At 70.0% G+C, this 25363-nt stretch carries 24 protein-coding genes and 1 riboswitch; of the genes, 6 read left to right on the forward strand and 18 right to left on the reverse strand.

The window, feature by feature from the left end; all coding sequences use genetic code 11:
* Positions 1 to 131 precede the first annotated feature (131 nt).
* A complete protein-coding gene (locus GEMRO_RS0103075) occupies positions 132 to 356 on the forward strand; it encodes a DUF6898 family protein (protein WP_051328621.1) in 225 nt (74 codons plus the stop codon).
* A gap of 239 nt (positions 357 to 595) precedes the next feature.
* On the opposite strand, the gene GEMRO_RS32280 is transcribed toward GEMRO_RS0103075, so the two are convergent.
* Positions 596 to 1591, reverse strand: coding sequence for an OmpA family protein (locus GEMRO_RS32280; RefSeq protein WP_240476582.1), 996 nt, complete (start codon positions 1589 to 1591; stop codon positions 596 to 598).
* Between the two features lie 302 nt (positions 1592 to 1893).
* Here GEMRO_RS32280 and GEMRO_RS0103085 point away from each other — a divergent pair, with 302 nt between their 5' ends.
* The 5 genes from GEMRO_RS0103085 (at position 1894) to hslO (ending at position 6975) form a co-directional block, all read left to right on the forward strand.
* Entirely contained in the window at positions 1894 to 2754 is an 861-nt protein-coding gene (locus GEMRO_RS0103085) for an ABC transporter permease (RefSeq protein WP_084506464.1), read from the forward strand.
* Between the two features lie 51 nt (positions 2755 to 2805).
* A complete protein-coding gene (locus tag GEMRO_RS0103090) occupies positions 2806 to 3864 on the forward strand; it encodes an LLM class flavin-dependent oxidoreductase (RefSeq protein ID WP_027132850.1) in 1059 nt (352 codons plus the stop codon).
* A 104-nt stretch (positions 3865 to 3968) separates the two neighbouring features.
* Positions 3969 to 5156: an aspartate aminotransferase family protein gene (locus tag GEMRO_RS0103095; RefSeq protein ID WP_027132851.1), complete on the forward strand. Its 1188-nt coding sequence runs from the start codon at positions 3969 to 3971 to the stop codon at positions 5154 to 5156.
* Complete coding sequence (argF, locus tag GEMRO_RS0103100; RefSeq protein WP_027132852.1) at positions 5153 to 6064, forward strand: ornithine carbamoyltransferase; 912 nt, start codon at positions 5153 to 5155, stop codon at positions 6062 to 6064. The genes GEMRO_RS0103095 and argF overlap by 4 nt, the downstream gene beginning before the upstream one ends.
* Entirely contained in the window at positions 6061 to 6975 is a 915-nt protein-coding gene (hslO, locus tag GEMRO_RS0103105; protein ID WP_051328623.1) for an Hsp33 family molecular chaperone HslO, read from the forward strand. The genes argF and hslO overlap by 4 nt, the downstream gene beginning before the upstream one ends.
* Before the next feature lie 55 nt (positions 6976 to 7030).
* On the opposite strand, the gene GEMRO_RS0103110 is transcribed toward hslO, so the two are convergent.
* The 17 genes from GEMRO_RS0103110 to GEMRO_RS0103190 form a co-directional block, all read right to left on the reverse strand.
* The gene (locus GEMRO_RS0103110) at positions 7031 to 7939 is read right to left on the reverse strand and encodes an ABC transporter substrate-binding protein (protein WP_051329537.1); all 909 of its coding nucleotides are present in this window, start codon (positions 7937 to 7939) and stop codon (positions 7031 to 7033) included.
* A gap of 52 nt (positions 7940 to 7991) precedes the next feature.
* Entirely contained in the window at positions 7992 to 8747 is a 756-nt protein-coding gene (locus tag GEMRO_RS0103115) for an ABC transporter permease (RefSeq protein ID WP_027132855.1), read from the reverse strand.
* On the reverse strand, positions 8744 to 9550 hold the full coding sequence (locus GEMRO_RS27205) for an ABC transporter ATP-binding protein (protein ID WP_084506466.1): 807 nt from the start codon (positions 9548 to 9550) through the stop codon (positions 8744 to 8746). The genes GEMRO_RS0103115 and GEMRO_RS27205 overlap by 4 nt, the downstream gene beginning before the upstream one ends.
* Positions 9544 to 9664, reverse strand: a riboswitch (TPP riboswitch). Its footprint overlaps the gene before it by 7 nt.
* Positions 9665 to 9735: 71 nt before the next feature.
* Positions 9736 to 10947, reverse strand: coding sequence for a hypothetical protein (locus GEMRO_RS0103125; RefSeq protein ID WP_027132856.1), 1212 nt, complete (start codon positions 10945 to 10947; stop codon positions 9736 to 9738).
* A gap of 186 nt (positions 10948 to 11133) precedes the next feature.
* On the reverse strand, positions 11134 to 12270 hold the full coding sequence (gene rodA / locus GEMRO_RS0103130) for a rod shape-determining protein RodA (protein WP_035484653.1): 1137 nt from the start codon (positions 12268 to 12270) through the stop codon (positions 11134 to 11136).
* 12 nt (positions 12271 to 12282) lie between these two features.
* Complete coding sequence (gene mrdA, locus GEMRO_RS0103135) at positions 12283 to 14145, reverse strand: penicillin-binding protein 2 (protein ID WP_027132858.1); 1863 nt, start codon at positions 14143 to 14145, stop codon at positions 12283 to 12285.
* Positions 14129 to 14659, reverse strand: coding sequence for a hypothetical protein (locus GEMRO_RS35615; protein WP_027132859.1), 531 nt, complete (start codon positions 14657 to 14659; stop codon positions 14129 to 14131). The genes mrdA and GEMRO_RS35615 overlap by 17 nt, the downstream gene beginning before the upstream one ends.
* On the reverse strand, positions 14656 to 15573 hold the full coding sequence (mreC, locus tag GEMRO_RS27210; RefSeq protein WP_051328624.1) for a rod shape-determining protein MreC: 918 nt from the start codon (positions 15571 to 15573) through the stop codon (positions 14656 to 14658). The genes GEMRO_RS35615 and mreC overlap by 4 nt, the downstream gene beginning before the upstream one ends.
* Positions 15574 to 15760: 187 nt before the next feature.
* A complete protein-coding gene (locus tag GEMRO_RS0103150; protein ID WP_035486308.1) occupies positions 15761 to 16801 on the reverse strand; it encodes a rod shape-determining protein in 1041 nt (346 codons plus the stop codon).
* 226 nt (positions 16802 to 17027) lie between these two features.
* The gene (locus tag GEMRO_RS27215) at positions 17028 to 17402 is read right to left on the reverse strand and encodes a hypothetical protein (RefSeq protein WP_051328625.1); all 375 of its coding nucleotides are present in this window, start codon (positions 17400 to 17402) and stop codon (positions 17028 to 17030) included.
* Between the two features lie 73 nt (positions 17403 to 17475).
* Positions 17476 to 18099, reverse strand: coding sequence for a phosphoribosyltransferase family protein (locus GEMRO_RS0103160; protein ID WP_027132861.1), 624 nt, complete (start codon positions 18097 to 18099; stop codon positions 17476 to 17478).
* Entirely contained in the window at positions 18096 to 18773 is a 678-nt protein-coding gene (locus tag GEMRO_RS0103165) for an energy-coupling factor transporter transmembrane component T family protein (protein ID WP_027132862.1), read from the reverse strand. Before GEMRO_RS0103165 ends, GEMRO_RS0103160 begins: the two co-directional genes overlap by 4 nt.
* On the reverse strand, positions 18770 to 20290 hold the full coding sequence (locus tag GEMRO_RS0103170) for an ABC transporter ATP-binding protein (protein ID WP_027132863.1): 1521 nt from the start codon (positions 20288 to 20290) through the stop codon (positions 18770 to 18772). The genes GEMRO_RS0103165 and GEMRO_RS0103170 overlap by 4 nt, the downstream gene beginning before the upstream one ends.
* A 40-nt stretch (positions 20291 to 20330) precedes the next feature.
* A complete protein-coding gene (locus tag GEMRO_RS0103175; protein ID WP_027132864.1) occupies positions 20331 to 20897 on the reverse strand; it encodes a hypothetical protein in 567 nt (188 codons plus the stop codon).
* A 169-nt stretch (positions 20898 to 21066) separates the two neighbouring features.
* Positions 21067 to 22620: a 2-isopropylmalate synthase gene (locus tag GEMRO_RS0103180; RefSeq protein WP_035484655.1), complete on the reverse strand. Its 1554-nt coding sequence runs from the start codon at positions 22618 to 22620 to the stop codon at positions 21067 to 21069.
* Between the two features lie 295 nt (positions 22621 to 22915).
* On the reverse strand, positions 22916 to 24142 hold the full coding sequence (locus GEMRO_RS0103185; protein ID WP_051328626.1) for an LVIVD repeat-containing protein: 1227 nt from the start codon (positions 24140 to 24142) through the stop codon (positions 22916 to 22918).
* Between the two features lie 113 nt (positions 24143 to 24255).
* Positions 24256 to 25362, reverse strand: coding sequence for an ABC transporter substrate-binding protein (locus GEMRO_RS0103190; protein ID WP_027132867.1), 1107 nt, complete (start codon positions 25360 to 25362; stop codon positions 24256 to 24258).
* Position 25363 lies beyond the last annotated feature (1 nt).

Genomic DNA, 25363 nt, shown 5'->3' on the forward strand with positions numbered 1-25363 from the left:
TCACCGTCGGCCGGGCGATGCCGGCAGCGGGGCCGGGGCCGGGAGCGGGGCCGACATGATCCGCCGGGCGCCTTCAGCGCCGGCAATCCTTCCTTAACCGCCCTGGGCTAGATTGAGGCCATGGAGGACCCATGGAACGACAAGGACATTCAGGCGGGCAGCCCGGCGAGCCGCCGATCCTCGAGCACCGGCGGATCGGCATGCTGCTGCGGGTCGCCGCGATCGATCCGGCCAGCGGGACGGAGGTGGTGATCCAGGGGCCGGCAGCGCGGGATCCCTCCGCGCTGGAGCGCCTTGCCCTGCGCAAGCTCGCCTGGGCGCTGGACCGCGCGGCGGACCGGCGCCGGGTCGGGTGAGCCCGCAGCGGAAGCGGGCCGGGCTGGGCGCCGCCCCGGCCATGGCGGAACGGGTCCGGTGCTGGCGGCGGATCGCCGGGGCAAGGGCCGGGCCCTGCCCCATCGGCGGCCGGTCAGGCGCCGCGGCGCCTGACCGACCTTGGCGCGCCACGCCGCCGGCGCATCGGGACGCCATTGGGGGCAGCGTCCTGCAGGACGCCATGGGGGACAGCGTCCTGCGCGCCGGGCAGGGCGCTGGCTCAGAAGGGGATGCCGATGCCGATCGTGGTGGAGATGATGCCCTCGTCCATGTCGCGGTCGAACGGCATGTCGTAGGCGATCTTGGCGACCACCGGGCCGATGTTCAGCCCGATCTCCGGACCCCAGATGAAGTCGTCGTCCAGGCCGGAACCGTAGATGCCGCCGATGTTGAGCCCGACATGCGGCAGGAAGGAGGCGAAACCGCCTTCACCGGTGGGGAACACGAAGTCGACGCCGGCCACCGTCCGGCCACCGAAGCCATCGTCGTCCGTGTCGAAATTGTAGAAGCCGGCCTGCTCCAGGGAGAGGTTCAGCCTGTCCGTCATCAGATAGTCGAACGTGAGGTTGAGGCCCAACAGTTGGGTGACGTGATGGGTGTCCTTGCCCGAATCGTCGCCTTCATCGAGCAGGTTGGCGCCGTAGTAGAAGCCGAGGCCGAACCGGCCGCGGCGGACCGCCTGGGCGACCTCCTCGACCATGCCGGTCTCGGTGGCCGCGGTGGTGGCGGCGGCGGGCTCTTCTGCGGCCTGGCTCGGCACCTCGAAGAAGATCTCGACCCGCCGGTTCTCGCGCATCGCCACGCCGTCCGCGGTCGGCACCAGGAGGTCGTTGGATCCGTAGCTTTTCGGGGTGATCGCGCTGGCCGGAACGCCCAGACGGACAAGTTCCACCGAGACCGCCTGGGCGCGACGCTCCGAGAGCGGCTGGTTGACGGCGGGCCCACCAACCGTGTCGGTATGGCCGGCCACGGTCAGGGTGGCGCTGCCGGTGGACTTGAACTCGTCCGCGGCGGCCGCGATCGTCGCCATCGCATCGGCATCGAGTTCGGTGCTGCCCAGGTCGAAGTACACCTGGTAGCGTCCGGGCATCTCTGCCGTCGCGGCGCCGCCGGACGACATGGTGCCCTGGGAGGTATCGCCGGAGGAGGATGTCTGGGCGTAGGCGGCCGGGGCCGCCAGCACCAGCGCCATGCACACGCAAGTCGTGCGGATCATTTTCATCTTCCCGAGCTGGACGTTTGAACATCAACACCAGTGCGTATTGGAAGAAGTGCCTCCTTCGCAGACCAAGTCTACATAACCACAAGGCGAACTTCTCGGAATAGGCTTCCGAGGTATTCTTGTCTGTATTGCGATTATCTGATCTGCGGAGTGTTGCTTCGGCCACGCCGGCTCGTCTTGCCTGGGCTGGCGCACCTGCGCCGAGGATGCGCCCGGCCGCATTCCGTGGCAGAAGGCCGGCGGCCGGCACGGGCGCAACGCCTGGTCCGGTTCAGGGGCGGCAAGGCGGGATGGGCATGGCGACGGACACGGCAAAGCGGCTCTCGACCGGCATCGACCGGCGCTTCCTTGAGGTGGCGCCCAAGGACGGCAGCACCTTCGGCACCCCGCTCGACCTCAACCTGGTGGGCCTGCGCACCCTTTACCTGAAGGAGGTGCGGCGCTTCCTGAAGGTGTTCGGCCAGACCCTGATCGCGCCGTTGGTCACCACCCTGATCTTCCTGGCGATCTTCGCCATGGCGCTGGGCGGGGCCAGGCGTACGATCGGCGACCTGCCCTACCTGGAGTTCCTGGCACCCGGCCTGATCATGATGGCGATCGTGCAGAACGCGTTCGCCAACACCTCCAGCGCCATCCTGATCGCCAAGGTCCAGGGCAACATCGTCGACTATCTCATGCCGCCGCTCAGCCCGGGCGAACTGGTGTTCGGGGTGGTGGCGGGCGGCGTGACCCGCGGCGTGCTGGTGGGGATCGTGGTGGCGACCGCGATGATCCCGTTCGTGGGGCTCTCGGTGCCGCACCCGTTCCTGCTGGTCCACACCGTGCTGATGGCGTCCACCATGCTCTCGCTGCTGGGCCTGCTGGGCGGGCTGTGGGCCGAGAAGTTCGACCAGATGGCGGCGGTGACCAACTACGTGATCACCCCGCTCTCGTTCCTGTCCGGCACGTTCTACTCGATCCACGACCTGCCCGAGCCCTTCCACCTCCTGGCGCTGGCCAACCCGTTCTTCTACATGATCGACGGTGTCCGCTATGCCCTGACCGGCCATGCCGACGGCTGGCCCTGGGTGGGAGCCCTGATCCTGACCGTCACGGTCGTGGTGCTGTGGGCGGTGGCCTACCGCGCCTTCGCCCGCGGCTGGCGGCTGAAGGCCTGACCGGGCCGCCGGGACCACGGACCGCCGGCGCCCATCGATCGAGGTGCCGTCATGCAGCTTGGGATCTACAGCTTCGGGGAGACCACGCCGGATCCGGCGACCGGCGCCCTGCCGCCGCCGGCCGAGCGGCTGCGCGACCTGATCGAGGAGATCGAGCTGGCCGACCAGGTCGGCCTCGACCTGTTCGGCCTAGGGGAGCACCACCGGCCGGACTACGCGATCTCGTCGCCGGCCACCGTGCTGGCCGCGGCTGCCACCCGCACCCGCCAGATCCGCCTGAGCAGCGCCGTCACCGTGCTGAGCTCGGAGGACCCGGTGCGGGTCTTCCAGCAGTTCGCCACCCTGGACCTGCTCTCCGAGGGCCGCGCCGAGATCATGGCCGGGCGCGGCTCCTTCATCGAATCCTTCCCGCTGTTCGGCTACGACCTGGACGACTACGACGCGCTGTTCGCCGAGAAGCTCGGCCTGCTCCTGGAGTTGCGCAACCGCCCGCGGGTTACCTGGTCCGGCCGCTACCGGGTCAGGCTCGACGACCAGCCGGTCTATCCGCGCCCGCTGCAGGACCCGCTGCCGGTCTGGCTGGCGGTGGGCGGCAACCCCGCCTCGGCGGCGCGCGCCGGCACGCTCGGCCTGCCCATGGCGCTGGCGATCATCGGCGGCGAGCCGGTGCGGATGGCGCCCCTGGTCGAGCTCTACCGCGAGGCCGCCCGCAGCGCCGGCCACGACCCGGCCAGCCTGCCGGTCGGCATCAACTCGCACGGCTTCCTGGCCGACGATTCCCAGGACGCCGCCGACACCGCCTATCCCTATTATGCCGACGTGATGGGCCGGCTCGGCAGCGAGCGCGGCTGGCCGGCCTACACAAGGTCGCGGTTCGAGGCGAACCGCTCGCCGCGCGGCGCCGACTTCATCGGCAGCCCGCAGCAGGTGATCGACAAGATCCTGGCCCAGCACGCGCTGTTCCGCCACGACCGCTTCCTCCTGCAGATCAGCCTGGGCAGCCTGCCGCACGCCCGGGTGATGCGCGCCATCGAGCTGTACGGCACGGTGGTGGCGCCGGCGGTGCGCAAGGCCCTGCGGGCGCCCCGGCCCACGCCCGGCCGGGCCTGAGCAGCGGCCGCGCACCGGGCCGTCGTTGACACGATCCCGCCCTGCCCCCATTGAACCCGCTTTCCCCAAAGTGAGATCGATCTCACGTTCCAAGCGAAACGAGCATGCAGAACGCCGTCGTTCCTTCCCTGCTTCCCGTCTACAAGCGCGTCGACCTCGCCTTCGAGCGCGGCGAGGGCGTGTGGCTGGTGGCGACCGACGGCCGACGATACCTGGACTTCGGCAGCGGCATCGCGGTGAACGGGCTGGGCCATTCCCACCCCCACCTGGTGAAGACCCTGCAGGACCAGGCCGCCAGGCTCTGGCACGTGTCCAACATCTACCAGATCCCCGAGCTGGAGCGGCTGGCCGACCGGCTGGTGGGCGCCTCGTTCGCCGAGACCGTGTTCCTGGCCAATTCCGGGGCCGAGGCGATCGAGGCCTGCATCAAGGTCGCGCGGCGCTTCCACTTCGCCAACGGCCGCCCGGAGCGCAACCGGATCGTCACCTTCGAGGGCGCCTTCCACGGCCGCACCATGGCGACCATCTCGGCGGCCGGCGCGCCCAGGCTGACCGAGGGCTTCGCGCCGCTCCTGGACGGCTTCGACCATGTCCCGTTCGGTGACCTGGACGCCCTGTACGCGGCGGTCGGCCCGCACACCGCGGCGATCATGCTGGAGCCGATCCAGGGCGAGGGCGGCATCCGCCCCGCCCCGGAAGGCTACCTGCAGGCGATCCGCGCCTTGTGCGACGAGCACGGCCTGCTGCTGATCTACGACGAGGTCCAGTGCGGCATCGGCCGGACCGGCAAGCTGTTCGGCTACGAGTCGCTGGGCGCCCCGGCGCCGGACGTGATGGGCCTGGCCAAGGGCCTGGGCGGCGGCTTCCCGGTCGGCGCCTGCCTGATGACCGGCCGCGCCGCCAGCGGCATGACCGCCAGCACCCACGGCTCCACCTTCGGCGGCAATCCTTTGGCCAGCGCCGTCGCCAACGCCGTGCTCGACGTGATGCTGGCGCCGGGATTCTTCGACGAGGTGGTGGCCAAGGGCGACCGGCTGGCCGCCGGCCTGGAAGCCCTGGCGGCACGCCATCCGGAGGTGATCGAGGAGGTCCGCGGGCGCGGGCTGATCCGCGGGCTCAAGGTGAAGCCGGTCAACGCCGAGTTCGCCGCCAAGGGCCGCGAGCACGGCCTGCTCACGGTGCCGGCCGCGGAGAACGTGGTCCGGCTGCTGCCGCCGCTCACCATCAGCTTCGACGAGATCGACCAGGCCCTGGCGATGCTGGACACGATCTGCGCCGGGTTCGTGCCATGACCGCCCGGCATTTCCTGGACCTGTCCTCGGTCGATGCCGGCGTCCTGCGCGCCATCCTGGACCGCGCCGCCATGATGAAGCGCGGCGACGACCTGAGCCTGCCAATGGCCGGGCGCTCGCTCGCCATGATCTTCGAGAAGCCCTCGACCCGCACCCGGGTGTCGTTCGAGGTGGCGGTGCGCCAGCTGGGCGGGCACCCGGTGATCCTGTCGTCCAAGGAGATGCAGCTCGGCCGCGGCGAAACCGTCGCCGACACCGCCAAGGTGCTTTCCCGCTATGTCGACGCGATCATGATCCGCACCGACAGCCACGAGAAGCTCCTGGAGCTGGCGCATCATGCGACGGTGCCGGTCATCAACGGCCTGACCGACCACAGCCATCCCTGCCAGATCATGGCCGACGTGCTGACCTTCGAGGAGCACAAGGGCCCGATCCAGGGACGCAAGGTCGCCTGGACCGGCGACGGCAACAACGTGGTGCACTCGTTCATCCATGCGGCGGTGCGCTTCGACTTCAGCCTGGACATCGCCTGTCCCGAGGGCCTGCAGCCGGCGGCGGAGGTGGTGCACTGGGCGCAGCAGCACCAGGGTCGCATTCGGATCCTGCGCGACCCATATGAGGCCGTGAAGGATGCAGACGCCGTCGTCGCCGACACCTGGGTGTCGATGGGCCAGGCCGATGCCGATGAGCGGCACCGGGCGCTGGAGCCCTACCGGGTCGACGACCGTCTGATGGATGCAGCCAACCAAGGGGCGATCTTCCTGCACTGCCTGCCGGCGCATCGCGGCGAGGAGGTCACCGCGGAGGTGATCGACGGACCGCGCTCGGTCGTCTTCGACGAGGCCGAGAACCGCCTGCATGCGCAAAAGGCGATCCTCGCTTGGTGCGTAGAGGGAATGCGCGCGTGAGCAGCACCGAACGGGTGCCGATCGATACCAGCCGCCCCTTCCAGCTCGACCGGACCGGCCTTCGTGGCCGGTTCGTGCGTCTGGGCCCGGCGCTGGACGAAATCCTGGAGCGGCACGCCTACCCGGACAGCGTGGCCCGGGCCCTGGGCGAGCTGGTCCTGCTGGCCTCGGCGCTGGCGGGCGAGCTGAAATTCGAGGGCAGCTTCAGCCTGCAGGTGCGCGGCAAGGGTCCGGTCACCCTGATGGTCGCCGACTGCACCAATGCCGGGATCGTGCGCGGCTATGTCGCGTTCGGGACGAACGTGCCGCCGCAGGCCGGCGAGATCGGCGAACTGTGCGGCGAGGGCCTGCTGGCGGTGACGCTGGACCAATCCGCGGTCGGCGGCGAGACCCAGCAGGGCATCGTCGAGCTGGAGGGTGCCACCCTCACCGACTGCATGCTGACCTATTTCCAGCGCTCTCAGCAGATCCGCACCGGCATGCGCTTCGCGCTGCGCCGGGACGCGGCGGGCGCCTGGCGGGGCGGCGGCATCGTCGTGCAGGCCCTGCCCGAGGAAGGCGGCAACGCCCCGATCGGCAATGCCGACGAGGATGGCTGGCGCCGGGCGATGGTGCTGCTCGGCACCGTCACCGAGGACGAGCTGGTCGGGCCGGAGCTGGACGTCGACACCGTCCTGCACCGGCTGTTCCACGAGGAATCGGTCCGGGTCTATCCGGTGATCCCGCTCTCCCACGGCTGCCGGTGCAGCGCCGAGCGGTTCGCCTCGATCCTGCGCGGCTTCACCGCCGACGAGGTCGAGGAGATGCGCCAGGAAGACGGCTCGATCGCCGCCACCTGCCAGTTCTGCAGCCGCACCTACCGGTTCGACCAGGACATGGTCGATTCGATCGAGCAGGGCGCAGCCCACTGACCTTCCACGATCGGCTCCCCCGCCTTGGCGGGGGAGCCGACAAGGCCGGGCGGCGCTACTGGTCGGCGTTCGGGTCGACGGCGTAGCCGTCCAGCGCCGGCACCTCGTCCAGCAGGCCGCGCTCCTTCAAGAAGGCGGCGAAGTCGCGGTAGCGGCCATGGTCCAGGGCGGCCGGGCTGTGGGCGAAGCGGGTCAGGGTCGCCTGCCAGGCCTTCTGGTTCGCCTCGTCGTCCAGGGCCGGGTCGGTCGAGCGGAAGACGTCCCAGGCTTCCTCGGGGTGGTTCAGGATCCAGTGGGTGGCGGCCTCGACCGCGTGCAGGAAGCGCGACAGCTCCGGGCGCGCCTGCCCGTCCGCGTGGGCCACGTAGATCAGCTCGTCATAGGCGGGCACCCCTTCCTCCTCGGGATAGAAGCCCCGGCCCGGATGGCCCAGCAGCGCCATCTGCGGCATCTCGACGTTGCGATAGGCGCCGATCACCGCGTCCACCTGGCCGCTGATCAGGGACGGCGACAGCGAGAAGTTGACGTTGACCAGCTCGACATCGTCCAGGCCGAGGCCGTGCTTGGCCAGCATGGCGCCGAGCAGCGCGTCCTCGACGCCCGCCACCGAGAAGCCGACCTTGCGGCCCTTCAGGTCGGCGATGCTCTGGACCGGGCTGTCCTCCAGCACCAGCAGGGTGTTGAGCGGCGTGTCGACCAGGGTACCGATCCGGACCAGCGGCAGCCCGGCGGCGACCTGCAGGTGCAGCTGCGGCTGGTAGCTGACCGCAATGTCGGCCTGGCCGGCCGCGACCAGCTTGGGAGGGTCGTTCGGGTCGGACGGAGCGATCAGCTCGACCTCCAGATCCTCCGCGGCGAAGAAGCCCTTCTCCTTGGCGACCACCAGGGGCCCGTGATCGGGATTGACGTACCAGTCCAAGAGCACGGTGAGCTTGTCGGCGGCCCGGGCCGGCAGCGCCGCCATCAGCAGGGTGAGCGCCAGGATCGAGATGCGAAGCACGGCGTGCGCCTCCAGTTTATCGGTTGTTCTCGTAGGTGTCGGGCTGCCAGCGGACCAGGCGCGCCATGGTCCGGTCGACCAGCCACCAAAGCCCCACCGCCATCGCCGCCAGGACCACCAGGGCGGCGAACATCACGTCGACCTGCATCCGGGCATTGGCCTGCAGCATCAAAAAGCCCAGCCCGCCGGACGAGCCGACCCATTCGCCGACCACCGCCCCGATCGGCGCCACGGCGGCGGCGACCCGCAGGCCGGACGCCAGGGCCGGCAGGGAAGCCGGGACCCGGACCTGCCAGAGCACCGCCAGGGACCCGGCATCCATGACCCGGGCCAATTCCAGCCAGCCGGTCTCGGTGCGGCGCAGCCCGTCGAAGAAGGCGAGCGTGACCGGGAAGAAGATGATCAGGATCGCCATCGCGACCTTGGACACCAGGCCATAGCCCAGCCAGAGCACCAGCAACGGTGCCAGGGCGAACACCGGCAGGGCCTGGCTGATCACCAGGACCGGCATCAGCCAGCGCCGCGCTGGCGCGGACAGCACCAGGAGCAGGGCCGCCAGCATTCCGATCAGGCTGCCAAGGCCGAAGCCCAGCACGATCTCGGTGAGGGTGGTGCCGGCATGGACGGCCAGCAGGTCGCGGCGCTGCCAGGCGACCGTGGCGACCGCCACCGGGCCCGGCAGCATGTAGGGCGGCACCCCACTGGCCCAGACCCCCAGCTGCCAGAGGCCGAGGATGCCGCCGGCGGTGACCAGCGGGCGCAGGACGTTCACGCCGCCTCCGTGGCACGGGCGGACGCCAGCAGTTCGGCCAGGAGTTCGGCCTGCAGCCTTGCCAAGGCCGGATCGGAGGGATCGCGCGGGGCGGGCCCCTTGGGCAGGATCGGCCCCTGCAGCCTGGCCGGCCGGCCGGACAGCACCCAGATCCGGTCGGACAGGCGCAGGGCCTCGGTGGGCTGGTGGGTGACCAGCAGGACGGTGCGGCCCTCCAGCAGCTCGGCGGCCAGGTCCTGCAGGCGGTGGCGGGTGATCGCGTCCAGGGCCGAGAACGGCTCGTCCATCAGGACCACCGGGCGCTGCTCCATCAGGGTGCGGGCCAGGGCCACCCGCTGGCGCATGCCCCCAGACAGGGTGGCGGGAGCGGCCTGTCCCCGCCCGGCCAGGCCAACCCTCTCCAGCAGGGCATCGGCGCGCGCGGCAAGCTCGGCGAATTCGCCCCGGGAGGCCCCGCGGAGGCGGTGGCCGAGCAGCACGTTGTCGCGCACGCTGAGCCAGGGCAGCAGCAGGTCCTGCTGCGCCATCAGGGCGATGCTTCCCGCCCGCCCGTGCCCGTCGATCCGGACCCGCCCGCCCTCCTCCAGCCCCGCGATCAGGCGCAGGAGCGTGGTCTTGCCGACCCCGGACGGGCCCAGCAGGCAGGTCCATTGCCCGGCCGGCAGCTCCAGGCGCAGGTCACGCAGCAGGGTGCGGCCGTCATAGCGGAGATCGACGACCTCGAGGGTGACGGCCGGGCCGGTGCGCGGGCGCTCGCCGGGCGCAACGGCAGGGAGAACGGGAGATCTGGAAAGGGTCGCCATGCAGTTCCCATCCCTTCGCCAGTGTGAACTGGATCAGGTTCGAAGGGTCGCCATGCTGCACCGGATGTGCCGATGGCCTCTCAGCCCCTTGACGGGACTCCCCTTGGACGGCGCCCTGGATAGGTGATGGCGAAGGGTTTGGGAATGATGTTTCGACTTGGCCGGCGCGGCACCGGCCGGGCGGATCAGTTCAGGTAGAGCCGGAAGTCGCGCAGGGCGATCACGTGGTCCAGCTCCCAGGGACCCGGGCCGCGCAGGTTGCCACCCTGCTGCACCGACAGGAACAGGCCGGCCGTGCGCTGGCTGCGGCTGTTGCGCGGCATGAGCGGGTAGCTCTCGGCGATCCCGTCATGGTTGGCGTCGAAGGTGAAGCTGTCCTCCCGCCCGAAGGTGCGCAGGAGCTGGTTGTCGCTGCCGCGGTACAGCCAGATCCGGCTGGCCGCGCCCGAGCGGGTGCCGGGCGAGGAATCAAATTTTGGGTTCAGGATCAGCTCGTGCTCGAACCGGTACCAGACCCCGCGCTGGATCAGCTGGGTGTCGCCGCTCGGGTCATAGGCATGCATCTGGGTGAGGTATTCGTTGCTCGTGCTGTTCCCGTCGGCGGTGCAGTCATAGCTGAACATGTCGTTCTTGAAGTTGTTGCCGAGCTTGAGGGCGGCCACCGTGGAAGGCGCGCCGGCATCGGTGAAGCCCAGCCGCGTGGCGAACACCGAGCCGTCGTTGGTGATGCGGGTGGCGCCGGCGCACAGATGGTCCGGCGGGGCCGGCACGTTGAAGGCGTCGGTCAGGCCGGGCAGCTTGCCGTCGATTGCCCTGAAGTCGAAATTGCTGGAGAACATCACGTCGTAGGTGATGCACACCTTGCTGCCGGCGCTGCCCTTCAGGCTGGCGGGATCGATGATCGACCAAGTGCTGTGGTGGCCAAGCGAGGAAACGTTGATGCCGCCGCTGGGGATGCCCAGGCAGATGGCGGGGTCGGTGCCGTCGACGACGCATTCGGAGAGGTTGCGCCGGTTGATCTTGGCGGGAGCGCCCCAGCTGGTGCTCGCCGCCGGCGCCCAGGCGCCCTGGAGCTTCTCGCCATAGCCCGTCGTGGTGCTGGTGCCGAAGATGTGGCGCCAGTGCCGATCGAACTCGTACTGGTGGATGAGCTTGCCGCTCGCGTCGCGGCCATAGTCCAGGGACAGGATGTTGCCCGAGACCTTGCGCTTGTCCGCCGGCAGGTGCCCCAGCACCGAGACCAGGCTGGGCGACCTGGTCTGCCAGAACTTCTTGTTGATGCCGTAGGAGCCGCCGCAGGAAGTGGCCGGCTCGGCCGCAGCGACCGACGGAGCGGCGGCCAGCAGGAAGGTGCCGGCCAGCACGAGGGCGGCGGCGAACGAGCGCTTCAGCTTCATGATGTTCCTCTTTCCCGCCCGCCGCGGCCGTCCCCGGAACTGGACGGCCAGGCTTCATGGAATGATCGAGGAATAGGTATTTTTCCGGAAAGATGTCAATAAAGTTGAAAGTAATACCAGGATCTGCCGGTGAATTGCATGATCACCAGCCAGACCGAAGAAAATCCCGGCTGGCGGCGGATGCGGTCAGTGCCGGGGGAAGCGCTGGATGACGGTCTCGCGGTGGACGTCGGCGGACAGGAGAATGCCGAAGCCCAGGAGCACGGTGAGCATGGCGGTGCCGCCATAGCTCACCAGCGGCAACGGGATGCCCACCACCGGGATCAGCCCCATCACCATCGCGGTGTTGATCACCACGTAGACCGTGAAGTTCATGCTGAGCCCGACGATCACCAGGCGGGCGAACTGGCTGCGCGCCCGGGTCGCCGCATGGATGCCCAGCAGCACCACCGCCAGGAACAGGGCGAGCGTCGAGGTGGCGCCGACGAACCCGGTCTCCTCGGCCAAGGTGGTGAAGGCGAAGTCGGTATGCTTCTCCGGCAGGTAGTTCAGCTGCGCCTGCGAGCCGTGCAGGTAGCCCTTGCCCCAAAAGCCGCCGGAACCAAGGGCGATTTTGGACTGGATGATGTGGTAGCCCGAGCCCAGCGGGTCCTGTTCCGGGTTCAGGAAGGTTATCACCCGCTGGCGCTGGTAGTCGTGCATCATCCCCCAGCCGACCGGCAGGGTCCCCAGCGCCAGCGCGATCACCAGGGCGAACTTCCACCAGCGCACCCCGGCGGCGAAGAACAGGGTGCCGCCCACCGAGACCAGGGTGATGGCGGTGCCCAGATCCGGCTGGAGCAGCACCAGCCCCACCGGCGCGGCCACCATCAGGAGCGGCACCACCAGGAACAAGGGCCGGCGAACGTCCTCCAGCCACGCGGCATGGAACCAGCGCGCCAGGCCCAGGATCAGGGCGATCTTCATGATTTCGGAGGGCTGCAGCTGGACCGGCCCGAGGTCGATCCAGCGCTGCGCGCCCTTGGCGGCAAAGCCGGTCAGGTCGACCGCCACCAGCAGCGCCACGCCGATCCCGAACGCCCAGTAGGCGATCCTGAACCAGAACCGCACGTCGACCAGCGCCAGCGCCAGCATCACGCCCAGGCCCACCGCCAGCCGCAGCGCATGGCGCGATGCCCAGGGATCGGCCGCGCCGCCGGCCGCCGAATAGAGCACCGCGCAGCCGATCGCCCCGATCACTCCCAGCAGCGCCACCAGGAGCCAGTTGATCGACCAGACCTTGTCGAGCAGGGACAGGTCCGGCGCCTTCAGCCGCGTCTCCATCACGGCACCTCCTCAGGCCGCTTCGCCGGGTGCCGGCGGCATCGGCCTTGCCACGCCCTGCTGCAGGGCGCGGTCCAGGATGTCGCGGGCGATCGGGGCGGCCACGGCCGAGCCGCCGCCGCCATGCTCGACCACCACCGCCACCGCGAAGCGGGGTGCGTCCACGGGCGCATAGCCGACGAACAGGGCGTGGTCGCGCTGCTTCCAGGGAATGTCCTTGCGCTTGTAGGCGCCGGACAGGCGGTCGGCCTTGCTGATCCGGCGGACCTGCGAGGTGCCGGTCTTGCCGGCCATCTGCACGCCCGGCGTGAGCAGCGCCGAGGCGCGGGCGGTGCCGGACGGGCTGTTGACCACCCGGTACATGCCGGTCAGCACCAGATCCAGATGCTCTTTCGCGATGCCCAGCGGCTCCGGCGGGGCGCCGCAGCAGGTGGCATGCTGCGCGCCGCCGCGCGCCAGCCAGGGGGAGACCCGGTAGCCGCCGTTGCACAGCCGCGCGGTCATCACCGCGAGCTGCAAGGGCGTGGCCAGCACGAAGCCCTGGCCGATCCCCGAGATCAGGGTCTCGCCCTTGTGCCAGGGCTGGTCCAGCCTGGCGCGCTTCCAGGCGACGGTGGGCATCACGCCCGGCCGCTCGCCGGGCAGGTCGATGCCGGTCCTGGCGCCCAGGCCGAACCGGGCAGCGTACTCGGCCAGCCGGTCGATGCCCAGCCGGCGCGCGACGTCGTAATGGTAGACGTCGCAGGAATGCTCCAGCGACTGCACCAGGTCGACCGCGCCATGGCCGCCCTTCTTCCAGCAATGGAACTCGATGTTGCCAAGGCGGATCGAGCCCGTGCAGCGGATCCGGGTGTGCCGGTCGATCACCCCGGCCTCCAGCCCGGCCAGGGCGGTCATCATCTTGAAGGTCGAGCCCGGCGGGTACTCGCCCTTGAAGGCCTTGTTGACCATCGGCGCCAGCGCGTCGTCGCGGAGCGACGCCCAGTTGCGCGACGAGATGCCGTTCTGGAACAGGGTCGGGTCGAAGCTCGGCACCGAGCCCAGCGCCAGCACGCCGCCGTCCCGCACGTCGATCAGGGCGGCGGCGGCACTGGTCTCCGGAGCCAGCCGGTTCATGCAGAAGCGCTGCAGGTCCAGGTCGAGCGACAGGACCAGATCCTGGCCGGGCGTGCCCTCGTCCCGGTCGAGCGCGCGGATCTCGCGGCCGACCGCGTTGACCTCGACCCGCGACCGCCCGGCCGACCCGCGCAGGATCGGATCGTAGCTGCGCTCGATCCCCTGCTTGCCGATCCGGAACTCGGGCAGCTGCAGGAGCGGGTCGCGGTCGTCCTTCAGCTCGGGCTCGGCGACCGGGCCGACATAGCCCAGCACATGGGCAATGGTGATGCCCTCGGGATAGCGGCGCACGGTGCCGGCATCCAGGATCACCCCCGGCAGTTCCGGCGCGCGCACCGCGATCGCCGACACCTCCTCCCAGGACAGGTCCTCGCGCACCACCACCGGCACGAAGCGCGGCCGGGCCTGCGCCTGGCGGACCACCTCCGCGATCCGCTCCGGGCTCACCGGCACGAGCTGCGCCAGGTTCTCCAGCGTGCCCGGCAGGTCCCGGGTCAGCTCGCGCACCACCCGGACCCGGTAGGTCGGGACGTTGTCGGCGAGCGGCCGGCCGGTCCGGTCCAGGATCCGGCCGCGCGGCGGCAGGATCAGGCGCTCGCTGACCCGGTTGGATTCCGACAGGAGCTGGTAGCGCTGGCCCTGCTCCATCTGCAGGTACCAGAGCCGGCCGGCCAGCGTGCCGAACAGGCCGACCGTCCCCATCCCCAGGAGGAGGGAGCGGCGCTTGAACCAGCGAAGCCGGTCAGCCTCCTGCTGCATGACGCGCTCTCGGCAGCATCCCCTGGACCTGGATCAGCACCACCACGACCAGGGGCCAGAACAGCACGGTGAGCATCAGGTCGCCCAGGACCGGTTCGGCGGCCTGCCAGTGCCGGGCATAGGCGGAGGCGACCAGCCAGCCGGCCAGCGCCACGCCCGCCGCCGACAGGGCGAAACCGGCCCAGCGCACCAGGGGCGAGGCCGCCCGCAGCAGGCGCTGCTGGCGCAGCACCGCCTCGCGCACCAGCAGCAGCGTGGCGGGGCCAAGGCCGATCAGGCTGCCGGCCACCAGGTCGGCGCCCAGCGCCACCAGGAACAGCCCCAGCGCGGGCAGGAGGTCGGGGCGGTGCAGCGACCAGAAGAACACGGCAGCCAGCATCAGGTCGGGCGCTTGGCCCTGCGGGCCCACGTCCGGGAGGGGCGTCAGGTCGAGCAGCGCCGCCAGCAGGACGGTGAGGAGCGGCAGGAGCTGGCGCAGCCGCGCTTCCAGGTCCTGGGCCGGCAGGTTTCTCATCGGCTGCCACCAATGCGGACAGCCAGCCGGGTGTCGGCCGGGGCGCCGTGGCGCCGCTCCACCAGATCCTGCCCCGCTTCCGGGGCGGCGACCGGGCGGGCGCGCAGGACCCGCACATGGTCCAGCCGCGCCCAGTCGACGAACGGGGTCACCTCGACCCGGGACGGGTCGGCGCGGCTGATCACCCCGACCGCGATCCCGGCCGGGATCAGGCCGCCATCACCGGAGGTGATCACCCGGTCGCCGACATGGAAGCGCGGGTCGCGCGGCAGGAAGCGCAGGCGCAGGCGCTTGCCGTTGTCGCCCTCCATCAGGGCGCGGTCGCCGCTGCCCTCGACCAGCACCGGGATCTTGGCGTTCAGGTCGGTGATCAGGAGGACCCGGGCGCTGGCTAGGCCGACCGAAACGATCCGGCCGACCAGCCCCGCCTCGCCGACCACGGCCTGGCCGATCTCGACGCCGCGGCCGGCGCCGGCGTCGATCAGCCGGGTCTGCACGAAGCTGCCGCCGGTATCACCGACAATGGCGGCGGTGGTCACCAGTTCCGCCGGATCGGCCGGCGGCATCCCCGCCCAGCGGCGCAGCGCCTGGTTCTCGACATCCAGGCGGATGGCCTCCGCCTGCCAGCCGCGCAGCCGGTCGACCTGCTCGCGCAGGCGCTGGTTCTCCTCGGCCATCGCCAGGCTGTCGCCAAGGCCGCGGGCCAGCTGGCGCACCGCCTGGAGCGGCGTCGTCACCAGTTGCAGCGCCGGCGTCGCCAGGTCGGCGGCGCCGGTGGCGACGGCATCGACCAGCTTCAGGTCGGCCTTGCCGACCACCAGGAGCAGGACGGAAACGGCCACCAGCATGCCGACCGTCAGGCGGTCGGCCGCCCCCTTCAGGGACGCCGGGAGTCGGGAGAGGCGGCGTGCCATGGCGTGCCCCAGCTTTTCTCACAAGCACTGCTCGTCGGGTGCGCGGCAGGCCGGCCGGTCGGGCGGGTTCGGGCGGCCTGGTCCCTGTCAGGACACCGGCGGCGCGCGATCCTCGTCAACCGACCGCTACCGTGATCATGTACGATCGTCCATGTCGACGTAACCTTCCTCCATAAGAATTTCGTCCCTAGTAGGCCGCCTGCAACACATGGCGCAGGCTCTTGTCCTCCAGGCAGCGGCCGGTCCCCATCACCACGCAGGTGAGCGGGTCCTCCGCCCGGCTGACCGGCAGGCCGGTGGTGTGGCGCAGGACGAAGTCCAGGTTGCCCAGGAGCGAGCCGCCGCCGGTCAGGATGATCCCGCGGTCGACGATGTCGGCGGACAGTTCCGGCGCGGTGTGCTCCAGCGCGATCTTCACCGCCTCGATGATCTGGATCACCGGCTCGGCCAGCGCCTCGGAGATCTGCTTCTGGCTGATCACGATCTCCTTGGGCACGCCGTTCAGGAGGTCGCGGCCCTTCACTTCCATCAGCTTGCCGTCGCCCTCCTCGGGCAGGCAGGCGGAGCCGATCGACTTCTTGATGTTCTCCGCGGTGGTGTCGCCGATCAGCAGGCTGTGGTGGCGGCGGACATGGTTGATGATCGCCTCGTCCATCTTATTGCCGCCGACCCGGACCGAGCGCGAATAAACGATCCCGCCCAGCGACATGATGGCGACCTCGGTGGTGCCGCCGCCGATGTCGACCACCATCGAGCCGCTGGCTTCGGTGACCGGCAGCCCGGCGCCGATCGCGGCGGCCATCGGCTCCTCGATCAGCTGGACGCGCCTGGCCCCTGCCCCCTCGGCGCTTTCCTGGATCGCCCGGCGCTCGACCGCGGTGGATCCCGACGGCACGCAGATGATGATCGAGGGTGCGGCGAAGCCGCGGCGGCGATGCGCCTTGCGGATGAAATGCTTGATCATCTCCTCGGCGACCTCGAAGTCGGCGATCACCCCGTCGCGGAGCGGCCGGATCGCCTCGATGTTGCCGGGCGTGCGGCCGAGCATCTGCTTGGCCTCGTTGCCGACCGCCAGGACCTGCTTGCGGCCCTTGGTGGAGGTCAGCGCCACCACGGACGGCTCGTTCAGCACGATCCCCCGGCCCTTCATGTAGACGAGGGTGTTGGCGGTCCCGAGGTCGATCGCCAGATCGGTCGAAAAGATTCCGAGCAGCCTGGAAAGGAACATGTAGCCGTCGTCCGCCACGCGAGACTTTCCGGAAGGAACACAACCCTCCGGCGAACCAGATCTGCCAGAAAACCAGTCACGGTTCTACGGCGGCCGACATGCGGTTGCGCCGAACGCCGTGCTGCGGCCGGCGCGCCGGTCAGGGAACCGGCTGGCTGTGGCCCGGGCGCCGCTCATGCTCTCCGGCCATGCCGGCGGCCTAAGGCGAACAGGTTACTCTGGCCGCTCACATCGCGGCGGCGGCCTCCTGCTCGTGCGGCAGGGATGCCTCCACCAAGCCGCCGGTCCAGGCCATCTCGTGGCGCTTGCCTCGCCACGCCTGGCCGCGCCCAGCCAAAGACGCCGCCACCACCAGGACGATCCGGTCCTTGCGCGCCAGTTCCTCGCGCTGGACCTGCTCGAACTCGAGAACCATGCCGCCGAACTGCGACGCCACCGTCTTGGCCTGATGCAGGTAGATCCAGCCGCCGACCAGGCGTTGCGCGTCCTCGACGCTGAGGTTCCAGAAACCCGACCGGTAGGTGCCGCTCGCCTTGTCGAAGCTCAGGTTGATCAGGCCGCCCTGGGGCGCGCGCTCGCACTTGAGATGGATGGCATTCATGGTTTTGCGTCCGCAATGTCGGACCGCAGCATAGCCGAACCGGAACCAAAGAACTTGCGTGATTTCTCCGGCATCAGGTGCCGGCGATCGGGATCCAGCCGCCCTTCCCGTCCGGGGCGAACTGGGGGATGTGGCCGAGCCCGGTCACCAGCGCCGCATCCTCGCCCAGGACCGGGCGCCACTCCTGGGCCTCGGTGAGGACCACCCCGGCGCCCACCACCTCGGCCCCGGCGGCGCGGGCCAGCGCGATCGAGCCCTTCAGGCTGGAGCCGCTCGCCACCACGTCGTCGACCACCACCGTGCGCCGGCCCCGCAGCAGCGGGATCGCCCGGCGATCCAGGAGCAGGCGCTGCTCGCCTTTGGAGGTGATCGAGGTGATCGGCTCCACCAGGGCATCGCCTAGATGGATCTTGGGCGATTTCTGCAGGACCACGTAGCGGTCCAGCCCCAGCGCCCGGGTCACCTCGATCGCCACCGGAATGCCCAGCGTCGCCGCCCCCACGATCACCTCGGGCCGCAGCGGTTCCAGGCGCGCGGCCAGCTCGCGACCGACATGGGCCAGGAAGTCGACGCCCAGGTCGATCACCATCATCAGGGAGATCGCGAAGTCCGGCTTGATCGCCACGATCGGCAGCTCGACCGGCCGTCCGGCGACGTCGACGGTCCAGCGATGCTCGGTGACGGGAGAGGAGGTCATGGTGCTGGCACCTTATTCAGCGGGAGGCGGGCTTCCACGGTCAGGCCGACCTGGCGCCAGGTCGTGCGCTTGTGGGCGGCGTCGAAGCCGTTGACCGCGAGCGAGGTGGAGATGGCGTGGGCCATGCGGATCGACTGGACCAGCAGCGGCACGCCGCGGGCCAGGGCATAGCGCAGCCGGGTGTGCAGCGGCACCCCGTCGATCTCCATGCCCCGGGCACGCTGCGCGTCGGCGATCCGGTGGAACTCCTCGCGCAGCATCGGGATGATGCCGAACACCAGGGACAGGACCAGGGTCACCATCGGCGGGAAGCGCGCGGCGCTGGCCGCCGCCAGGATCGAGCCGGGCGTGCTGGTCTCCATCACGAAGAAGAACGCCCCGGTGGTGGCGACCAGCCGGGCGGCCATCCGCACCGCCATCGGCAGCACCTGCGCCAGTTCCTGCCCCTGCAGGGTCAGGTTCAGCGTCCAGGTCGCCAGCACCATGGCGACCAGGATCGCCGCCCCCTTGAGGTAGGCGGCAAGCCCCGGCACCCGGGCGGCGGCCAGGACCAGGATCACGGCCAGGGCGATCGCCACGGCCGGCCAGGCGCTGTCGACCAGCCAGGCAGCGGCCATCACCAGGAAGGCGGCAGCGAGCTTGACCAGGAAATGGACCCGATGGAGGCGGCTCACGAGGCGAGCTCCGGGGCCAGGGTCGGCGCCGGCCAGCCGAGCGCGCGGAAGGCGGGCGAGGACCAGCCCTGCTCGATCGGCCCGTCCTGGGCGATCCGGCCGTCGGCCAGGACCAGCAGCCGGCCGCACAGCTCGTCGACCAGATCCAGGTCGTGGGAGATCAGCAGCACCGCCCGGCCCGCCTCGGCGGCACGGCGCAGGAACCGGTCGAGCATGGCACGGCCCTGCACGTCGCGGGCGAGCAGCGGCTCGTCCAGGATCGCGACCGCACACCCCGCCGCCTCCAGGCAGGCCAGGCCCAGCAGCGCCTGCTCGCGCGCCGACAGGGCGAACGGGCTGGCATCGGCCTTGCCGGCCAGTCCGTAGGGCGCCAGGGCGGCCATGCCGCGCTCCCGGGTCGCAGGATCGGCGCTGCGGCCGGTGCTGCCGGCGAGAGCGAAGGCGATCTCGTCCAGCACCGACAGGTTGAACAGCATCCGGCGCATGTTCTGGGGCAGGTAGCCGATCCGGCGGGCGCGGCGCGCCGGCGTCCAGGTCTTCGCGTCCTGTTTCTCGATCACGATCGTCCCGGACGCGGCCGGCGCCAGGCCCAGCACCGTCTGGATCAGGGTCGACTTGCCGGCGCCATTGCGCCCGACCAGCCCGACCACCTCGCCCGCGTGCAGTTCCACCGAGACGTCCTGCAGCACGGGCGTGCCGTCCGGGCGGCAGAGCCGGGTCCGAAGGCGCTCGACCTGCAGGAGCGGCACGCCGCCCCTGCCCTGCCGGTTCCGGGCTACGGCCGTGCGCCTGGGCGGCATCACCCCGGCCTCCAGCCAGGGCGCCTGCAGCGCCAGCGCCTGGGCGGTGGGCCAGCCGGCCGCGATCCGGCCGTCCTGGAGCAGGTGGATGCGGCCGACCGCACCGGCCAGGGACGCGGCGTCCTGGTCGGCCGCCAGGATCAGCGGGATCCGGTCCCGCACGGCGGCCAGGCTCGCCTCCAGCCGCGCCCGCGCGGCCGGGTCCAGCCCGGTGGTCGGCTCGTCCAGCACCAGCAGTTCCGGCCGCGCCGCCAGGGCGGAGGCCAGCACCACCATGCGCCGCTCGCCCCCCGAAAGGGTGAGGACCCGCCGGCCGGCCAGCGCACCGATCGACAGTTCGGCGAACAGCTCGACGAGCCGGGCGCGGATCTCGGGCCTGGGCACCCCCCGGTTCTCCAGGGGTGCGGCGACCACGTCCTCGACCTCCAGGTCCCAGAGCTGGTCGTCCAGGTTCTGGAACACGATCCCGATCCGCTGGAACAGCTCGGCCCGAGACATCCCGGCGAAATCCCGGCCGCCCAGCCGAAGCCCGCCGACCACCCGGTCGGCATGGACCAGGCGCGGCACCACCCCGCAGGCGGCCGCCAGAAGCGTCGACTTGCCGGTGGCGCCCGCCCCGCAGATGAGGGCGCCCTGGCCGGGCTCGACCTCCAGCGTCACCCCGCGCAGGACGTCCCGGTCGCCAAAGCCGACGACGAGTTCTTCGATGGAGAGCAAGACTGGCCCCAGGCTGCGATCGACAGGAAAAGGCTTTGGCTCAGAACCGGGTGAAGCCGCCCGGATGGGCGCTTTTCAGGATCTTCAGCGCCGGCACCACCAGGAGCGGCGTGCCGATCACCATCGGCACCACGTCGGACAGGCCCAGATAGGTCAGGCCCCACAGGAACGGGAAGATGCCGAGATAGGCTAGGCTCGCCGCCACCACCACGACCATGCCCAGGCCCACCAGCAGGCAGACCAGCCCGATCTTCACCAGGGTCGGCCGGTTCAGCGGCGTCCTGGCCGGGTCGAACAGCAGGCCCGGCAGGAAGCCGGTCATGCCCACCGCGATCCCGTCCACGATCAGGGAGTGGGCCGGGATGAAGGTCCCGGCCAGGAGCGACCAGATGACGGTGCCGAGATAGCCGCAGATGAAACCGCTCTTGGGCCCCAGCAGGATGCCAATCAGGCAGGGCAGGAAGGCGAAGATCCGCCACTGGATGACACCCGGCACCAGCTGGATCGGGTTGGCATAGGCCCACAGCACCCCGGTCGCCGCAGCCCCCACCAGGGCCAGCACGATCGGGAAGAGGGTGTTCTGCTCACGGGTATAGGTCGTCGCCATGCCATGCCCATCCATTGCTGAGGCCGTTGGCGGGCCTCAAGCAAGATCCGGTCCACACGGGCCGGCGGTGACATGCGGGCACGATGGCTGCCGAGAAAACGGGCAGACCGGGGGGAAGGCTGCCCGAAAATCGCCACCCCCGGCCAGCATCGGCCGGGGGTGGCGGGGATCAGGCCGAGAGAGCCGCAGGCGCGGTCTTGCGGCGCTTGGTGATCAGCTTGTTGAGCGCCGAGATGTAGGCGCGCGCCGAGGCGACGATGATGTCGACGTCGGAGGCCTGGCCGTTCACCGACTTGCCGTCCTCCTCCAGCTTCACCGAGACCACCGCCTGGGCGTCGGTGCCCTCGGTGACCGCGTTGATCTGGAAGACCTGCAGCCGTGCCGTGTGCGGGACCAGCCGCTCGATCGCCTTGAAGGTCGCGTCCACCGGGCCGTCGCCCAGCGCCACCGAGGTCACCTGCTTGCCGTCGACCTCGATGTCGATGGAAGCTTCCGGCTTGATGTCGGAGCCGCACATCACCCGCAGCCGATTGAACTTGATCGCCTGCTCGCCGGTCTGGATCTCGTCGTCGACCAGCGCCATCAGGTCTTCGTCGTAAATGTCCTTCTTCTTGTCGGCGAGCGCCTTGAAGCGCACGAACGCCTCGTTCAGCGCGTTGTCGCCCAGGGCGTAGCCCAGCTCCTCCAGCTTCTTCTTGAAGGCGTGGCGGCCGGAATGCTTGCCCATCACCAGGCTGGAGCGGTTGAGGCCGACATCCTCGGGCCGCATGATCTCGTAGGTCTGCGCGTTCTTGAGCATGCCGTCCTGGTGGATGCCGCTCTCGTGCGCGAACGCGTTGGCACCGACGATCGCCTTGTTCGGCTGCACCGTGAAGCCGGTGATGGCCGCGATCAGGCGGGACGCCTTCATGATGTCCTGGGAGATCACCCGGGTCTGGTAGGGCAGCACGTCCGGACGGGTGCGCACCGCCATGACGATCTCTTCCAGCGCCGCGTTGCCGGCGCGCTCGCCGATGCCGTTGATGGTGCACTCGATCTGCCGGGCACCGGCCTTGACCGCGAGCAGGCTGTTGGCGACCGCCAGGCCCAGGTCGTTGTGGCAGTGCACCGAGATCACCGCCTTGTCGATGTTCGGCACCGTCGAGCGGATCTCGCGGATCAGGTCGGCGAACTCCTCGGGATAGGCGTAGCCCACCGTGTCCGGGATGTTGACCGTGGTGGCGCCGCAGGCGATCGCGGTCTCGATGCAGCGGAACAGATAGTCCTTCTCGGTGCGCGACGCGTCCATCGCACTCCACTCGACATCGTCGGTGTAGCGGCGCGCGCGGGTCACGCTGTCGATGATCCGCTGGTGGACCTGCTCCTTGTCCAGGTTGAGCTGGAACTGGCGGTGCAGCGGCGACGTGCCGATGAAGGTGTGGATGCGCTTGCGCGCGGCCGGCTGGAGCGCCTCGGCGGCACGGTCGATGTCGGCGAGGTTGGCCCTGGCCAGCGAGCAGACCACGCTGTCCTTGACCAGCTTGGACACCTCGTTGACGCACTGGAAGTCGCCTTCGCTGGCGATGGCAAAGCCGGCCTCGATGACGTCGACGCCCATATGCTCGAGCACTTCGGCGACCCGGATCTTCTCGCCCACGTCCATCGAGCAGCCGGGCGCCTGCTCGCCGTCGCGCAGCGTGGTGTCGAAGATGACGATGGAATCGCCGTCGGGGGTACGGATCATGATGGAGTTTCCTGCGGGAATGGCACTGATGGTCGACGGATCGCTAATCCCCTGAACGCGCGCGAGGGCGCCGCACTCAGGGGCGGATAAGTCGAAGCAGGCCCAGCAGCGTCCGGCCACGCGCGATCGCGGGCGAGATGCCCGGCGCTGCGACGTGATCCTGCGGACGAAAACTCATCGGTCGATCCAAAGAAGCGGCCGGGAACCGGCCACCGTTGGCAGGGCGCTTAGATGCCGCGATCCGCGCCCGGGTGTAAAGGTTTTTGTGGATGGAGCGGGCCCGAAGGCCCGCTTCTCAGCTGCCGGTATATTCCAGGATGAACAGGCCGGCATTGTAGTCGTTGGCGTAGATCAGGCCGTTACGGTCCACGAAGATGTCGCAGGACTGGATCACCTGCGGCCGGTTCGGGCGATGGTCGACCAGCTGGTTCGGTTTGGGCGGCACGAACGCGGCGATCTCGGTCGGCCGGTAGGCGTCCTTGATGTCGAACACCCGGATGCCGGCATTCTGGTAGGTGGTGAAGATCCGCTCCGAGCTGACATAGCTGCCCGGACGGTTCTCGTGGAGGTTGTGCGGCCCGAAATGGCCGCCCTTGCTCTTGTAGTCGGCCTCGTCCGGCGACCGGAAGGTCGAGATGCTGATCGGGTTGGACTTCTCGCGGTTGTCGAAGATCCAGATCAGCTTCTCGCCGTCCTCCTGGTGGTCCAGCACCGCCTCGTCCAGCACCACCAGGAGGTCCCGGTCGGGCAGCGGCAGGCAGTTATGGGTGCCGCCACCGAACGGCGGCGACCAGTTGCGGTGCACGATCAGCTTGGGATCGTGGCGGTCGGCGATGTCCAGCACCACCATGCCGGCATCGCGCCAGGCGCAGTAGGCGATGTCGCCGGCAATGATCGGATGGTGCAGCCCGAAGCGCCGGGTCGGCGCCCAGTCCGGGGTCTCGCCGGCAGCCTGGTTCATGCCCGGGATCCACCAGCGCCCGGCCGGCTCCGGCCTGGTCGGGTCGGCCATGTCGATGGCCATGAAGATGTAGTCGGTGAATCCGTCCAAAAGCACCGAGCAGTAGGCCCAGCGCCCGCCCGTGTACCAGATCCGGTGCACGCCGCCGCCTTCGACCGGCATGAAGCCGATCTGCCTGGGCTCGCCGGCCTTGGAGATGTCGTAGACCACCATGCCGGCGGTCCAGTCGCGCGTGGAAGCACTCTCCCGCCGCTCCGAGGTGCCGACCTTCTTGCCGAGCGAGCCCTTGTAGTAGGCTTTCTCGTCCTGGAACTCGGCCGAGGCGAACATGTCCTTGGCGTTGATCACCAGGAGCAGGTCGCCGTGGGCCTGCAGATGGATGTTCCAGCTTCCGGGAGGGGCCGGAAAATAGCCCGCGGCCTTGGGCTGGTAGGGGTCGCGCACGTCGACCACGCTGAAGCCCTTGGAGAACATGTGGCCCACATAGGCAAAGCCGTCCTGGACCATGAGCTGGACGCCATCCGGCCGGCCGCCCTGGTCGCTATGGCCGAGCAGGCGCATGTGGCGGACGTAATCGGGGACAGGCAGGTCTTGGGTAGCCAAGGGAACTCTCCGGGCAGGCAGGGACGGACCGGGCGGGAGGCGCGCATCCGCCCCCCGCCCGTGGGCAGGGCTCACTCGGCCGCGACGCCCCAGATCTTCAGATAGGCGTCAGTGTAGCCGTTCTCGGGGTCGTAGATGCCCTTCGGGCCTCCATCGGAATCGATGTTGGAGGGCAGGAACAGATGGGCCGGGGCGACGTAGCCGGAATCCTTCTCGCCGGCGAAGGCGCGGTTGGCCTCGTCGACGACCTGCCAGCCCTGCAGCCGCAACGGCTCGGCGACGGTGCCGACCTGGTATTCCTCCTGCTGGATCCGCTGGAACGCCGCGGCACTGCCGTCGCCAGCCGAGATGTTGCGCGGCTGGCCGTCGCCGGCGATCCCGGCGGCCGCCAGCGAGGGCGCCATGAAGTCGAAGGTCAGGTCGTTGATCGACAGGCCATGGGTCCACTGGTCGCCATAGCGCTGCAGCAGGGCGGTGGTGAGCGGCGGCATCCGCGAGCTGGCATCCGCGAGCGGCGTGTCGACCACCTCCAGCAGCGTGCAGCCCTCGCAGGCCTTGATGATCTCGGCCATGGCGTCGGACTTCGCGATCGCGATCTCGTAGACGCTGTCGGTGAAGATCACGACCCCGGCCTTGCCGTCGGATTCGGCGACCGCATAGGAGCCAGCCGCCTTGGCGACCTCCAGCGGGTCGGTGGTGATGTTGGTGAAGATCGGCAGGCTGTCGTGCGGGCCGGTCTTGGCATAGGCGTGCCAGCCCAGGATGGTGATGCCCTGCCTGGCGGCTTCCTCGATGGCGCTGGCCTGCTCGGTTGCGTCGATGCCGCCCAGGATGATGGCGTCCGGCTGGGAGGCGATCGCCTGGTTCAGCGCCGAGGAGCGCGCTGAGACGGAGCCCTGCCCGTCCAGCACCCGGACGGTCCAGCCGAGCTTGCCGGCGGCCTCCTCGACGCCCTCGCCAACGCCGCGCGCCCCGCCGTTGCGCTGGTCGGTCGAGACATAGACCAGGGTCTTGTTCTCGGCAGCCTTCGGCCCGCTGGTCGGCCCGTCCCAGGGCGGGTTGGGCTTGCTGGCCTTCTCCACATAGGCCTTGGCGTCGGAGACCGCGTCCGCCAGGGCCGGGGCCCCCGCGAGCGCCAGGGCGGCAAAGCCCAGGAGCGCCAAGGCCGAGCTCGACATC

The sequence above is a fragment of the Geminicoccus roseus DSM 18922 genome (assembly GCF_000427665.1).
In the GTDB taxonomy this organism is placed as follows: domain Bacteria; phylum Pseudomonadota; class Alphaproteobacteria; order Geminicoccales; family Geminicoccaceae; genus Geminicoccus; species Geminicoccus roseus.